Genomic DNA, 13853 nt, shown 5'->3' on the forward strand with positions numbered 1-13853 from the left:
TCTATCTTATGCAACAATCGCTCGTAACGAAACAAGCGGCGTTCGAAGTGCCCAAAGCTCAAAGGATACCGAGATCATGACACCCTCACGCGATATTTCGCGCCTGTTGGAAATCATGGCTGCATTGCGCGATCCAGAGTCAGGGTGTCCGTGGGACGTCGAACAGACATTCGCAACCATCGCGCCCTACACAATCGAAGAAGCTTACGAGGTCGCCGACGCGATCGAGCGCAACGACATGGTCGATCTTGCCGACGAACTTGGCGACCTCCTCCTGCAGGTGGTTTTTCACGCGCGGATGGCAGAAGAAGCTGGCGAGTTCTCGTTCGGAGATGTTGTCGAAGCAATCACGCGCAAAATGGTTCGTCGTCATCCTCATGTTTTTGGCGACGAAACGGTTCATGGCCACAAACTGGCGAAAGGGATGTGGGAGAAGATCAAGACGGAAGAAAAGGACGAGAAGGCTGCACTGCGCGCCGGCAGCGGCCCATCGAACGGAGGAGAGACCCGCGTCCCTTCCCTGCTTGACGAGGTGCCACGCGCCCTACCCGCTTTGATGCGTGCTATCAAGCTTCAGAAACGTGCGGCGCGCGTCGGCTTCGATTGGGACACTGCGCCGCCGATTCTTGAAAAGATCGAGGAAGAGATAGGCGAACTCAAGGAGGCCATGGACGCCTCCGCAGTTGAGAGGATCAAGGAAGAATACGGAGACCTGCTCTTTTCTATCGTCAATCTCGGCCGTCATCTGGATCTCGAGCCCGAGGCGGCCTTAGAGTCGGCCAATCTGAAATTTCTGACTCGTTTCAAATTCATAGAAACACGGCTTGCGGCGACCGGACGGACTACGGAAGACGCAACGCTCAGTGAGATGGAAGCGCTCTGGCAGCAGGCGAAAACCGCCACAAACTGACCGATCAGTCCGAACGCTTTTCGAACTCCAGGGCAGCATCCGCGGTCATTTCGACATCGACGAAGATCGTGCCGTCATCGGCCGTTTCGCGGTTACGAACGGAGGCGTGGTCGTAAAGCCATGCGATATCGGCATAACGGTCGGGCGCAATTGTGTACCGTCGCTCGACCATGGCGCCCATTATCCGCTTCTCGATCTCCCGCAGCAATTCGTCGGTCCCCTCACCCGTCAGCGCGGAAACCGGAACAGCGACAGGACTCTCATCACTGGTCCGCCCCATCGGCGGGCCATCGCGATCAGGTCGGAGAAGATCTACCTTGTTCCACACTTCGATGATGCGCCGGTTGTCTTCCGGGTCGATGCCTAGCTCGCGAAGTATCTCAGTAACATCGGAGGCCTCTTCGCGAGACGCTTCGCTGGAAATGTCGCGCACATGCAAGATGACGTCGGCCTCCTGAACCTCCTCCAGCGTGGCGCGAAATGCAGCAACGAGATGGGTCGGAAGATCGGAGATAAAGCCAACCGTGTCGGACAGGATAACCCATGACCCGCCCGGCAGTTCCAGCCGTCTCAACGTAGGATCAAGTGTCGCAAACAACATATCCTCGGCGACCACCTCAGCGCCGGTCAGGCGGTTGAACAAGGTGGACTTCCCAGCGTTCGTGTAACCGACCAGCGAAACAATTGGCAACGGCACCTTTCTTCGCTGCGAACGATGGAGGGTGCGTGTGCGACGAACCGCCTCAAGTTCTCGCTCCAAGCGCTTGATCTTACTTTGTAAAATTCTTCGGTCTGCCTCGATCTGTGTTTCACCGGGCCCGCCCAGGAACCCGGCACCGCCTCGCTGCCGCTCGAGGTGCGTCCAACTGCGCACAAGGCGTCCTCGCTGAAAGTTCAGATGCGCAAGCTCAACTTGCAACGAGCCTTCTTTAGTCTGAGCCCTTCGACCGAATATCTCCAGAATTAGGCCGGTTCGATCCAGAACCTTCGCGTTCCAGGCCCGTTCCAGATTCCGCTGTTGCACGGGCGTGAGCGCGTAATCGACGACCACGAGCGCTGCCTCGCTGTCTTTGACAATCGCGGAGATTTCCTCGACGGTTCCGGAGCCCAGAAGCGTCGCCGGCTGTGGCTTTGAGACCGGCAAGATCGCCCCATGGACAATCTCGAGGTCGATAGCACGCGCGAGTCCCTCTGCTTCGGCAAGCCTGTCGCCGGCGGAGCGCCTCGCATGCCCGTCGCGAGGCGCTCTTTCAACACCGCGTGCCTTGAGTTCGGGCTCCAGGACAACGGCGCGCGTCGGCGTCGCAATTTGCTCTGCAGCAGAGGTCTTGCGCGCGCGGTGCGCTTCGCGATGTGTCTCCAGATTTTCGGTCAATCGGCCTTCGCAACCGCTTCTTCGTTTTCGAACATGTTCACAGGTTGACTGGGCATGATCGTGGATATTGCATGCTTGTAGACCAGCTGGGCGTGACCATCTCGGCGAAGCAGAACACAAAAATTATCGAAGGACGTCACTACCCCTGTCAGTTTCACGCCGTTGACCAGAAATATGGTCAGAGGAATTTTCTGCTTGCGGACGGCGTTAAGGAACTGGTCTTGCAAGTTCTGGGAGCGTTCTGCCATGTTATTTCCGTTTTTTCTTGCCGCTTACCAGATAATCAGCTTCGGCTTTCGCTGCAATGCATCTAGCGGAAAAACCTCCGACATCTCACGGGCGCTTAAGCAAATGTCTTCTCGGCCTCATCAAAAAACCCTTCGCGCAAGGCGAGTGCGGTTGACCCGGGGTGACCATTTGCGACAGGCGTCCCGTCTATTGCGATCACAGGCATGACGACGGTGGTGGCGGCGGTGATAAACGCTTCGCGGGCGCGCTTGGCTTCGTCAACCGAAAAGCTGCGCTCTTCGACCTTCAAGCCCTGCCGCTTCGCCACCTCCATGACCACGGCGCGCGTTATCCCACGTAAAATGCCGAATTCGGCCGGACGCGTTACCAGTGTTCCCTCAGCCGTCACGATCCAGGCATTGGTGGCCGCGCCCTCCTTGACGTGACCATCGTCATCGACGAACCAAGCCTCCGCTGCGCCCGCCAGCCTGGCAGCCTGGCGCGCCATGACATTCGGAAGTAACCCGACCGTCTTTATGTCGACGCGCTCCCATCGGTTCTCCCGCACTGTGATTACGGAAATTCCCTTCTCTGAATTCGTCTGGGCGGCAGTGGGGTTGTTGCGGCGAGCGGTTACCACCAGCGACGATTTGGTGTCCGGTGGCGGAAACACGTGATCGCGGCGCGCCACCCCGCGCGTCACCTGCAGATATACGAGCCCGTTGTGGACGCGATTGCGCCGCACAACTTCCTGGACAATCAGTTGCAACGCCCGCCGCTCCGTTGGCCAACTCATCTGAAGCTCGCGCAAAGACCGGTCGAGCCGGTCGAGATGGCGGCGCAAGTCCATGATGTGTCCTCGCGCAACCTCGCAGACCTCGTAGACGCCGTCAGCGAATTGATACCCGCGATCCTCCACATGGACAGATGCATCACGATGCGGCAGGTAACGTCCGTTGACGAAGGCAATGCGGCTCACGTCCAACCCCCTAGCGACTCACCCAATACTTTAGGTTGAGAATTGCAAATACGGCGACGAATTCCAGTCTGCCGAGGATCATGATTACACAACTGACGCCTTGCTCGAATGCGGTAAATTCGCGAAACGACGGCCACGTTTCTCCAGTTGCGGCGACAGGCGCGTAAGCCTCGTAAAGTGGCCCGGCGTTCAACAACAGGGCCATGGCCGAGAGCATGGATGCCTCAAATCCGCCTGCCCCTCCAGAAAGGGCAAAGAGGGCAACCGCCATGACCGCGAGTAGCAACACTAGGACTGGCCAGGATTCGATAATTATCCGTTCGTCATAGCGCGCCTTTGCGATGCGCGTCGGGATCACGGAACTGGGATAGATCAGCAGGCTCAATTCGCGATAGCATTGAACGAGCATTGCTCCCAGTCGGTGGACCTTGAGGCCGGAGGCAGTGGAAAACACCCCGGCACCAACAAATGCGAGCGAAAAGACGAAGACCTCTGGAAGCAGTTCGATCACGCCTGGCCGTGGTTCATGACCGGAAGTAGAGATAACCGACGCGGCGGCGAGAAAACTGTCAGTGATCGAAGTGGTCGTGAGCCAGGATCGAGCACCACTCACCGAACCAAACGCTACGATATAGCAGCCTGTCAGGATTGCTATGAACAGGAAGACCCACCATGCTTCTCTATTTTGCATCACGCGTCTGAATGGATTCGACAGTTCGTAGCGTTGCCAGAGAAGGCTGGTAGCTGAAACCGCGAGCACGCATGCCATTACCACGAGTGTTGCGCGCCCATATCGAGCTTCGAATTCGGTTTCATACGGGTTGAACCCTCCCGTCGAAATACCCGTCATCGTCAAATACGCGGAATCAAGGCTATCGGCTCCACTGGCCACAAAGGCAAAATATACCAGCACCGATGCCGCGCAATAATAGGTTAGAAGCGGAAAATAACGTTTCAGATGCTCCATCCCGGCGTCGCGGTCGCCGGTCAGTTCCATTTGCCACTCTGCGGCGCTCGTTCTTCTCGGAACTCCGCCAATCGCCATTGGTGACAGCACCAGAAACAGCGTTGCCAATGTCAGAAATCCGCCTATCCATTCCAACTGTAGGCGCCAGAACAAGATCGCGCGTGGAAGTGATTCGCGTCCGCTCAGGACCGAAGCTCCGGTCGTAGTCAAGCCAGAGACACTCTCGAAATAAGCTGCTCCGAAAGGCATTTCCCCCGCCACTGAAAGCGGTATTGCCCCCAGAATGGTCATGCCGAGCCAGACGAGTACCATGGTCAATATGAGCCGTGTGTGTGTCAGGCCGTGCCGATACCCCATCGTTGCGGCAATGCAGACGCCGGCGATGAACACCCCCACGGAGCCGATGACCGTCAGACGAACCACTTGCTCTGTTTCGCCATAAGCGAGCCCGATTAAGATGGGAGCTACCAGCGAAGCCAGAAACATCGCGGAAGCAAAGGCAAGCAGTAGAATTACAGTCCGCATGACATGCCCCTGTGGGGAGGTCCGTAAGACATTAAAAGAATTCGAGGCTTACACGGAACATCTGCTCTACCTGCCGGACCGCGGACGACATGGCGAAGATAACCACGCGGTCCTTCGCCTTGATGACGGTCGTGCCATCCGGCTTAATCACCTTTCCATCGCGAAACACTGCCCCAATACGGATGTCCTCAGGGAGATCGAGTTGTTTTAAGGGGGAACCGACGAGCGGCGATGTTTCCAGGGCTTCAGCCTCGATGACCTCCGCTGAGCCCTTCTGGACGCTGTGAACCTGGCGAATCCGGCCGCGACGCACGTGTTGAAGCACCCGGGAGATCGTCACTGCGCGTGGGTTCAGCTGAGCGTCGATTCCAAGGGTATTCGTAAAGCCTTGGTAAACCGGATCGTTTATGAGAACGAGCGTCGAGTTACAGCCAAGGCGCTTCGCCATGACCGACGACAATATATTCACCTGATCATCGTTGGTTAGCGCGACCATGAGATCGCTTTCTTCGATGTCGGCCTCAATGAGTACCTGCTGATCCAGCGCACTACCGTTCAACACCACTGTTCTGTGCAACTGGTCGGCCACCGCCACTGCGCGCGAATGATCCGCCTCAACGATCTTCACCTTGGAACGCGATCCTCGGGCTTCAAGTTGTGACGCGACATAGAGACCGATATTACCGCCGCCAGCGATGATAATGCGCCGCGCCTCCGTCTCGTCGTGCCCGAAAAGACTGAGTGTCCGCTTCACCTGATCGCGATGCGCTATGACATAAACCAGATCCCTTGCGAGAAGTTGGTCGGCTGAGTGAGGAACAAAGAGATTCTCGTTTCGCCAAACTCCCACGACCGTTGCCGAGAGATCGGGAAAAAGTTCTGTCAACTGACTGAGCGGCGTATTGATGACGGGGCAATCGTCGCGGCACTCGATCGCCATCATCGTGACCTTGCCCTCGGCGAACTGCACGATGTCCGTTGCCCCGGGAGACGCGATACGACGCAGCACCACGTCGCCGACTTCGCGCTCCGGCGAGATGATGACATCGATCGGGAGGTGATCGCGCGAGAATAGGTTGTTGTAGTGAGCAGCCAGATAACTTTGGGCCCGAATCCTCGCGATCTTGGTCGGCACATCGAAAAGCGAATGCGCCACTTGGCAGGCCGTCATGTTCACCTCGTCATACAAGGTGACCGCAATAATCATGTCAGCCTGCTCCGCTCCCGCCGCGGCCAGAACGTCCGGATGACTGCCGTGGCCGACAAACCCACGCACATCCAACGTATCGCGAACCCGCTGGATCAGCGTTGCTGACGTGTCAATTACCGAGACATCGTTCGCCTCCGCCGCAAGTCGCTCAGCAATGCCGTATCCGACCTGCCCTGCCCCGCAAATGATGACTCGCATTCAGTTTCCTGTTCGTCCCATCTGGTTCAGACCCCAAGCGACTTCAGCTTGCGGTGCAATGCGGAGCGCTCCATACCAACGAATTCGGCAGTACGCGAGATGTTTCCGCCGAAACGTGAGATCTGGGCCAATAGATAGTCACGCTCAAAACGCTCCCTCGCCTCCCGCAGTGGCAGTGCCATGATATGCGAATCGTCGGCGGTCGGCGCCCGCGGCAGATTTTCGCCGATCTCCGCCGGAAGCATATCCACACTGATGGTAAGGTCGTCAGGCTCGTCGCGCGTGAGGATCATCAATCGCTCGATATTGTTCCGCAATTGGCGGATATTTCCCGGCCAGTCGTGAGTCTGCAAGACCGCCATGGCATCCTCGCCTATCATCTTTGGCTTGATCCCGGTCTGATCACTGATCTGTGTCGTAAACGTCTGTACGAGTAGAGGGATATCTTCCCGTCGTTCGGCAAGAGGCGGGACGGCGATTGGTACCACAGCAAGCCGATTCATGAGATCGCGTCGAAAGCGGTTTGCCTCAATAAGTTCCTCCAGATCGAATGCGGTGGAGGAAATGATGCGCACGTCAACCTTGACCCGGCGAACACCACCAACGCGCTCGAATTCCTGATCAACTAGGACGCGCAAGATCTTCATCTGAGTTTCAAGAGGCATATCTGCAACCTCATCAAGATAGAGAATGCCGCCATGTGCCTGTTCAAGCGCGCCTACTTTACGTTCACCGCCATTCGGCTCTGTGCCGAACAATTCCGTCTCCATCCTGTTCGGAGTGATTGCGGCCGCATTGATCACGACGAACGGCCCCTTTGCCCGGGACGATTCCGCATGGATGGCGCGCGCGACCAACTCCTTGCCCGATCCGGACGGGCCGGTTATCAAGATCCGGCTATTGGTCGGCGCTACTCGTGAGATCGTCTGGCGTAGTCCATTGATTGAGCTAGAACTTCCGATCAATTCCGTGCTCTCATTCGAGCGTTTCTTGAGATCCTGGACCTGCATCTTGAGTGTCGACATCTCCAATGCACGCTCGGCAACCAGAACAAGGCGGTCAGCCTTGAAGGGCTTCTCGATATAATCGTAGGCGCCGCGCTTGATCGCTGATACGGCAGTTTCGATATTGCCGTGTCCCGAAATCATCACGACCGGCATACCGGGGTGAATCGTTTGAATTTCGTCCAGCAGCGCCAAGCCATCGAGTTTGCTGCCCTGCAGCCAGATATCGAGAAACACCAGCCTCGGAACCCGGTCGGCAATAGCAGCAAGCGCGCTCTCGCTATCTTGTGCGGTTCGCGTCTCGTACCCCTCATCTTCCAGGATCCCGGCAACGATCTCGCGGATGTCCTGTTCATCATCGACGATCAGAATATCAGCCTTCATGCCGTTTGCTCCGTTTCAGAGTAGTGCTCGACAGCCGTAGTTTCGGCAACATTGGGCGCTTCGGAATTAGCGGTCGACGCCGGGAAGACTAGGCGAACAAGCGCACCGCGCCCCCCATGGATATCCGCCGGCGCATCGTGGAGCTCGAGATTTCCGTCATGGTCTTCCATAATTTTCTTGACGATAGCTAGACCGAGGCCGGTACCCTTTTCGCGCGTCGTCATGTAGGGCTCGAGAAGTTTTGCCCGGTTCTGCCGCGGCAATCCCCGTCCGTTGTCGATCACATCAACTGAGATTTGTCCGTCTGCATTCCGGTAAGCGCGCACGAGTATATGTCCTTCCTCGCGCTCCTCGGGATCATCCGACGCCTGAAACGCCTCCACCGCTTCGGAGGCGTTTTTTACAATATTTCCAACAGCTTGGCCAACTAGTCTGTCATCGTATCTGCAGATGAGTGGCTCGTCGCCAAAATCGCGCTCGAACCGGATATCGTTCCGGCTGACTTCGACCAGAAACGTAGCTTCCTGTAACGTTTGCCGAAGATCGCGTCGCGCCATCACCGGCTTGGGCATGCGGGCGAACGAAGAGAACTCGTCAACCATACGGCCGATATCTCCTACTTGTCGTATGATGGTTTCGGTACACTGGTCGAAAACTTGCCGATCGTCGTCGATCACATTTCGATAGCGCCTCCGCAACCGCTCGGCGGAAAGTTGGATCGGTGTAAGCGGGTTCTTGATCTCGTGCGCAATCCGCCGCGCCACATCGGCCCAAGCCGTAGAGCGCTGCGCTTCGACGAGATCCGATATGTCGTCGATGGTAATCACATGCGTATGCGGAGCGTGGCCCGTGTCATCCATCCCGAGTTCGTGACCTTCTCTCTCCATGTCGCGATCCATCGTAACCTGGATATTCAGCACTCTTTCCCGTCCACCGCGATCAAGGAATGTAATCTGCTTCCGCGCGTCGGGCCGATCACTGCCCTTGACCTCGGCAAGCGCGGTGGCGACATGCGGCGACACATCTCGAAGTGGGGTTCCCGGCTCGATTGAGCCGTTTGCACCGAGAATGACTGCAGCTGACCGGTTGGCGACTGTGACACGACCTTCATCGTCCACGCCCATCACCCCCGCGGAGACGCCTGACAGAACCGCCTCCGAAAAGCGGCGCCGTTGGTCGATCAGGTCGGTTGCAGCAAGAATCTCGTCACGCTGCGCCTTGAGCTGTCCAAGCATCGCATTGAAAGTTTGACCCAAGTGTCCGACATCCCCATCGGAGGCCCGAACCGGCACACGCACGTCCAGATTACCTCCGGAGACCTCGTCGGCGGCGTTAATCAACTGGCGGATCGGTCTTACCAGCCTGTTGGCGACTGCAAGACCGGTCCAGATCGCCGATAACAGCATGATCAGCGCGAGGCCGAAATAGAGGATTGCGAAAGCCAGCTGCACGTTAAAGCGATTGTCTTCCAATCCCGTATATTCGGCCCGGTTCTGTTGCATCAGTCCGACGGCGTCCAGCACATCGGCATCGACAGTACGGACCGTGTAAAGAAGCACGTTCGGAATCTCGCGGAGTTCCATCACGCCGCCCACAAGGTTGGTAACGCCCGGCGGAATGATAACGGGCCGCCCGTCGGCAGCGGACGCCAATGCATCGTTCGGTGGCAGCGGAAGGGGCCGCTCGACCTCGATATCTGCACTATGAACGACATCGCCATTCGGGCGGATTACGAACGCCCCCAACATGCCGCGCGCACGCGCTTGCTGCGTCAGGAACTGACGAAAGCCGCCAGCATCGAGACTATAGAGACGGCGCTGGCTATCGAGCGCAAAGGCCATGTTGATGGTGGCATCGCGAAGATTGAGTGCGTTCTCGTTGATGTAAGATTCGGCAATCTGCAACGAGGAGTCGACGATGGTCTTCGTTCTAATCTCGAACCACCGGTCCAAGCCAAGATCGAGCGTTATACTGGCGACGATCGCGATCGCAATCGCAGGGACTGCTGCAATCAGAGAAAACAGGCTGACGATGCGGACATGCAGACGCGAGGCCGCCTTTCCGGACTTCCGCGCCTGATATATCCGGCGGAGCTCGATCCCGATCAGCAACAGGATCGCAAATACGAAAAACCCGTTTATCGCAATTGCTGCGAGAGTCACTCGGCTATCCGGCTGAATAGGCGTCAGCCCGATCAGGACGGTGAAAGAAACACCAGCCGTCACGAGAGCGCACACGACGACAAGGATACCGCGTATCTGCATGGCGCGGGCGCTTCGCCGGTCTCGCAAACCGAGATCCATAGCGCCCTCGCCTCTCTGCATCGCCGTCATGTGAGAAAACGTCCCAGATTGAGATCAGCAGTCACAAACATGCAACAGAATGTGGCGATTTTGCAACAGCCACTCCGCATCATCAATGCTATGGCGGTCCTTTGAAGACGTTGAGGTCGTGCTCTTTGATCTTCTTTCTCAAGGTGTTCCTGTTCAATCCGAGAACTTCCGCCGCCTTGATCTGATTGCCGCGCGTCGCCGCCAAGGTTGCCAGGATCAGTGGCGGCTCCAGTTCGGCTAACATACGATGGTAAAGGCCGGATGGCGGAAGGTGTTCGCCAAATGACCTGAAATATTGCTGCATGTTCTGCTCGACCGCCTGCGAAACGGTAATTTCCCCGGCAAGTATGTCGCTCGCCGTGGTCTTGCCTCCGTCGCCCGAATCGAGTTCGGCCGCCACGATTTCGGCGGTAATTTCCTCTTGCGGATAAAGTGCGCTCAAACGGCGTATTAAATTTTCAAGTTCACGCACGTTGCCGGGCCACTGATAGCGCGTCATCAATTGCAGCGCGTCGGGCAGTACGCGTTTTGCTTCGAGCCCTTCGCGCTGGACCATCGCCAGGAAATGGGTGACAAGATCACCGACGTCTTCGAGCCGCTCGCGCAGTGGCGGCATACGCAGCGGAACAACATTAAGACGATAATAGAGGTCCTCGCGAAAGAGGCCTTGGTTGATCAGTGATCGAAGGTCTTTATTCGTCGCGGCAACAATCCGCACATTCGTCTTGATCGGTGTGCGACCGCCTACGGTCATGTACTCGCCCTGCTGAAGGACCCGTAGCAATCGGGTCTGGGCCTCCATCGGCATGTCGCCAATCTCGTCAAGAAACAACGTGCCACCTTCCGCCTGCTCGAAACGCCCACTCGATCTTGCCTGCGCGCCGGTAAAGGCGCCCTTCTCATGACCGAACAACTCCGACTCGATCAGGTCCCGCGGAATAGCGGCCATGTTGATGGCGACGAAAGGCCCACTCTTGCGCTTGCCGTATTCGTGCAGCGCACGTGCGACTAATTCCTTTCCCGTACCGGATTCTCCGTTGATCAGAACCGTCAAGTCAGATTGCATCATCCGCGCAAGCACGCGGTAGATGTCCTGCATGCTTGCGGAACGGCCGACCAGCGGCATTCCTTCCGGTTCAGATTGTGCGGGTGCGCTCTTGCCATCCTCGGACTTGCGCCGCGTCTCGGTCAACGCGCGCCCGACGATCGTCGTCAATTCGATCAGATCGAACGGTTTTGGCAGGTACTCGTAGGCACCCTTCTCCGACGCGCGGATGGCGGTCATGAACGTGTTCTGTGCGCTCATCACAATAACCGGAAGTTCCGGCCGCACCTTCTTCAAGCGAGGTAGGATATCAAAAAGGTTATCGTCCGGCATGACGACATCGCTCACCACGACATCGCCCTCGCCGGCGGCGATCCATCGCCAGAGTGTCGAAGCGTTCGACGTGAGCCGGACCTCGTAGCCAGCGCGTGAGAGCGCTTGGCTCAGCACCGTGCGAATGGCTGCGTCGTCGTCGGCGACGAGTACGGTTCCTTTCATGACTCCCTCACTCCGGCGGATATAATTCACCGGCAACATGCGATCGAGGAGCCGCCGGCATAAGGATTCGGAAGATCGTCTTGTTGGTCTGCGAGTCGCATTCGATCACTCCGCCGTGGTCGCCGACCGTCTTCGCGACGAGCGCGAGGCCCAGACCCGATCCATTTTGCTTCGTGGTGATGAAGGGATCGAACATGTGCATCTGAATGTCTTCGGGAACGCCTGGCCCATTGTCCTCGATGCAGAATTCGAGCGGCAACGCGACGCGCTCGTTGGCCCCCGGAATCGACAACCGGACTCCTGGACGAAACGCAGTGCGAAGCTTGATCTGAGCGTTTTCGCGGCTCCGGCATGCTTCACTCGCGTTTTTGACTAGGTTCAGGAAGACCTGGATTAACTGGTCCTTGTTGCCGAGGACTGAGGGAAGCGAGGGGTCGTACTGCTTGACGAATTCGATGCCCCGCGCAAAGCCTGAAGTAGCGATCGTATGCACACGGTCGAGAACGACGTGGATGTTGACGGCCTCACGTTCGATCGGCCGCTCGTCGGAAAACACTTCCATGCGCTCAACAAGCGATACGATCCGATCGGTTTCATCACGAATTAAACCGGTCAGGGCACGGTCCTCATCGCTCACGACCGCTTCGAGCAATTGCGCCGCACCGCGAATACCCGAGAGCGGGTTCTTGATCTCATGACCGAGCATCGAAGCAAGGCCGGTCACCGAACGCGCCGCGCCGCGATGGGTCATCTGCCGATCGAACTTTTCGGCCATTGAGCGTTCGCGGAAAACGATGACCATCGCTCCCGGCTCCTCCGATACCGGCGTGACGTGGACGTCCACAATACGATCTGCCCCCAATCGCGGAGACGACAGGTCTACGCGATATTCGTTGATCGGCGACTGATCCCCGCGAACCTGGGCGATCAACGCCAGGAACGGACTGGAAAACGGAACGAAGTCCTGGATCTTCGATTTGGCGAGTTGGCCCTGCGATGAAGAGAAGAAGTATTCCGCCTCAAGATTGGCGAAGGCAATCATATCGTTGTTGTCGATCATAACGACAGGATCGCGCAGCGTATCAAGCACCTGGAGTGCTCTGGAACTATTGTTGGAATTCTTCCGCGCCTCAAGCGACATCACGCTGCTTTCGCATTCAATGCCGGCCTGAAGGGTTCAGCGAATGCGTCCGCTATGAGGTCAAGCACGTTCCGCGGGTCCGTTCCGGTCATGATACCACGCCGCAGCCGCTCGAAGTCCGGATGGTCAGCTGTGTGTTTATCAAGATACCAATTAAGGTGCTTGCGGGCGTGGCGCAGGCCGGGTTCAACGCCATAGTGGGCCAACATGTCCTCATAATGGGCTGCAACATAGCCGCCGAGTTCCGCTCTCTCTGGTACTGCCTCGGCACACGAGTCACAAAAGCCGGATTCCCTCGCGATCTGGCCGGCGACCCATGGCGCGCCGTAGCTTGCTCGTCCGATCATCACTGCATCGGCACCTGATTGTATAAGTGCCAAGTCCGCGGTCTCACGCGATTTAATGTCACCGTTGATGACCAACGGAATTGAGACGGCTGCCCGCACCTCCGCAACGCGCGCCCAATCCGCCGTTCCGCGATACAGTTGCTCGCGTGTACGACCGTGAACCGTGATCATCTGAACGCCCGCATCAGCCGCTCTGCGCGCGAGTTCCGGCGCGTTGATGGAGTTGTGATCCCATCCGAGCCGCATCTTCAGCGTCACTGGCACCCTCACGGCGGCGAGTGTGGACTTAATAAGCGACATTGCATGGTCGAGATTTCGCATGAGCGCTGAGCCCGAGAGGCCGCCCGTCACCTTCTTGGCGGGACATCCCATGTTGATGTCGATGATGTCGACACCCTCGTCTTCGGCGATACGCGCTGCTTCCGCCATCCACTGGGCCTCGCGGCCGGCGAGCTGTAACATTCGCACCGGAATTGTACCGGACTCGGCTCGCTTGCGGCTCTCCCGGCGCGCGCGGCAATACTCTTGGCTTGCGATCATTTCCGAAACCACCAACCCAGCACCATGACCATATGCGCGTTCGCGGAAGGGCAAATCGGTGACCCCCGACATGGGCGCGACAAACACGCGATTGCGCAATTTGACCGGTCCGACCGTTAGCGGCTGCGTGATGTTCATATTACTTTGTGAACGTTTGTTATGCATCTGG

General features: G+C 57.5%; 11 protein-coding genes. 1 reads left to right on the top strand and 10 read right to left on the bottom strand.

Annotated elements, in window-relative coordinates; genetic code table 11:
• The first annotated feature begins 76 nt into the window (after nt 1–76).
• On the top strand, nt 77–910 hold the full coding sequence (mazG, locus tag LC298_RS12880; protein WP_131570078.1) for a nucleoside triphosphate pyrophosphohydrolase: 834 nt from the start codon (nt 77–79) through the stop codon (nt 908–910).
• Nucleotides 911–914: 4 nt separating this feature from the next.
• On the opposite strand, the gene hflX is transcribed toward mazG, so the two are convergent.
• The 10 genes from hflX to dusB form a co-directional block, all read right to left on the bottom strand.
• Nucleotides 915–2219, bottom strand: a complete 1305-nt coding sequence (gene hflX, locus LC298_RS12885) for a GTPase HflX (RefSeq protein WP_428977563.1) — start codon at nt 2217–2219, stop codon at nt 915–917.
• A 62-nt stretch (nt 2220–2281) separates the two neighbouring features.
• Nucleotides 2282–2533 (bottom strand): RNA chaperone Hfq, encoded by a 252-nt coding sequence (gene hfq, locus LC298_RS12890; protein ID WP_131570076.1) that lies wholly within the window; start codon nt 2531–2533, stop codon nt 2282–2284.
• Between the two features lie 95 nt (nt 2534–2628).
• On the bottom strand, nt 2629–3492 hold the full coding sequence (locus LC298_RS12895) for a D-amino-acid transaminase (RefSeq protein WP_131570074.1): 864 nt from the start codon (nt 3490–3492) through the stop codon (nt 2629–2631).
• Between the two features lie 10 nt (nt 3493–3502).
• Nucleotides 3503–4984, bottom strand: coding sequence for a potassium transporter TrkG (locus LC298_RS12900; protein WP_131570072.1), 1482 nt, complete (start codon nt 4982–4984; stop codon nt 3503–3505).
• A 31-nt stretch (nt 4985–5015) separates the two neighbouring features.
• Nucleotides 5016–6392, bottom strand: a complete 1377-nt coding sequence (gene trkA, locus LC298_RS12905; RefSeq protein WP_131570070.1) for a Trk system potassium transporter TrkA — start codon at nt 6390–6392, stop codon at nt 5016–5018.
• Nucleotides 6393–6418: 26 nt separating this feature from the next.
• Nucleotides 6419–7780: a nitrogen assimilation response regulator NtrX gene (ntrX, locus tag LC298_RS12910; RefSeq protein ID WP_131570068.1), complete on the bottom strand. Its 1362-nt coding sequence runs from the start codon at nt 7778–7780 to the stop codon at nt 6419–6421.
• Entirely contained in the window at nt 7777–10104 is a 2328-nt protein-coding gene (locus LC298_RS12915) for a sensor histidine kinase NtrY-like (protein ID WP_223385681.1), read from the bottom strand. The genes ntrX and LC298_RS12915 overlap by 4 nt, the downstream gene beginning before the upstream one ends.
• A 97-nt stretch (nt 10105–10201) precedes the next feature.
• Complete coding sequence (gene ntrC / locus LC298_RS12920; RefSeq protein WP_131570064.1) at nt 10202–11656, bottom strand: nitrogen regulation protein NR(I); 1455 nt, start codon at nt 11654–11656, stop codon at nt 10202–10204.
• A gap of 7 nt (nt 11657–11663) precedes the next feature.
• Nucleotides 11664–12797, bottom strand: coding sequence for a two-component system sensor histidine kinase NtrB (locus LC298_RS12925; RefSeq protein ID WP_131570062.1), 1134 nt, complete (start codon nt 12795–12797; stop codon nt 11664–11666).
• Complete coding sequence (gene dusB, locus LC298_RS12930; protein ID WP_199223314.1) at nt 12797–13822, bottom strand: tRNA dihydrouridine synthase DusB; 1026 nt, start codon at nt 13820–13822, stop codon at nt 12797–12799. The genes LC298_RS12925 and dusB overlap by 1 nt, the downstream gene beginning before the upstream one ends.
• Nucleotides 13823–13853 lie beyond the last annotated feature (31 nt).

This window comes from Oricola cellulosilytica (assembly GCF_019966575.1).
Classification (GTDB): domain Bacteria; phylum Pseudomonadota; class Alphaproteobacteria; order Rhizobiales; family Rhizobiaceae; genus Oricola; species Oricola cellulosilytica.

Excerpts from the sequence above, each read along its gene's own strand:
- LC298_RS12900 (WP_131570072.1), bottom strand. The coding sequence starts at position 4,984 with ATGCGGACTGTAATTCTACTGCTTGCCTTTGCTTCCGCGATGTTTCTG.
- trkA (WP_131570070.1), bottom strand. The coding sequence starts at position 6,392 with ATGCGAGTCATCATTTGCGGGGCAGGGCAGGTCGGATACGGCATTGCT.
- hfq (WP_131570076.1), bottom strand. The coding sequence starts at position 2,533 with ATGGCAGAACGCTCCCAGAACTTGCAAGACCAGTTCCTTAACGCCGTC.
- LC298_RS12915 (WP_223385681.1), bottom strand. The coding sequence starts at position 10,104 with ATGCAGAGAGGCGAGGGCGCTATGGATCTCGGTTTGCGAGACCGGCGA.
- ntrC (WP_131570064.1), bottom strand. The coding sequence starts at position 11,656 with ATGAAAGGAACCGTACTCGTCGCCGACGACGACGCAGCCATTCGCACG.
- ntrX (WP_131570068.1), bottom strand. The coding sequence starts at position 7,780 with ATGAAGGCTGATATTCTGATCGTCGATGATGAACAGGACATCCGCGAG.
- mazG (WP_131570078.1), top strand. The coding sequence starts at position 77 with ATGACACCCTCACGCGATATTTCGCGCCTGTTGGAAATCATGGCTGCA.
- LC298_RS12925 (WP_131570062.1), bottom strand. The coding sequence starts at position 12,797 with ATGTCGCTTGAGGCGCGGAAGAATTCCAACAATAGTTCCAGAGCACTC.
- dusB (WP_199223314.1), bottom strand. The coding sequence starts at position 13,822 with ATGAACATCACGCAGCCGCTAACGGTCGGACCGGTCAAATTGCGCAAT.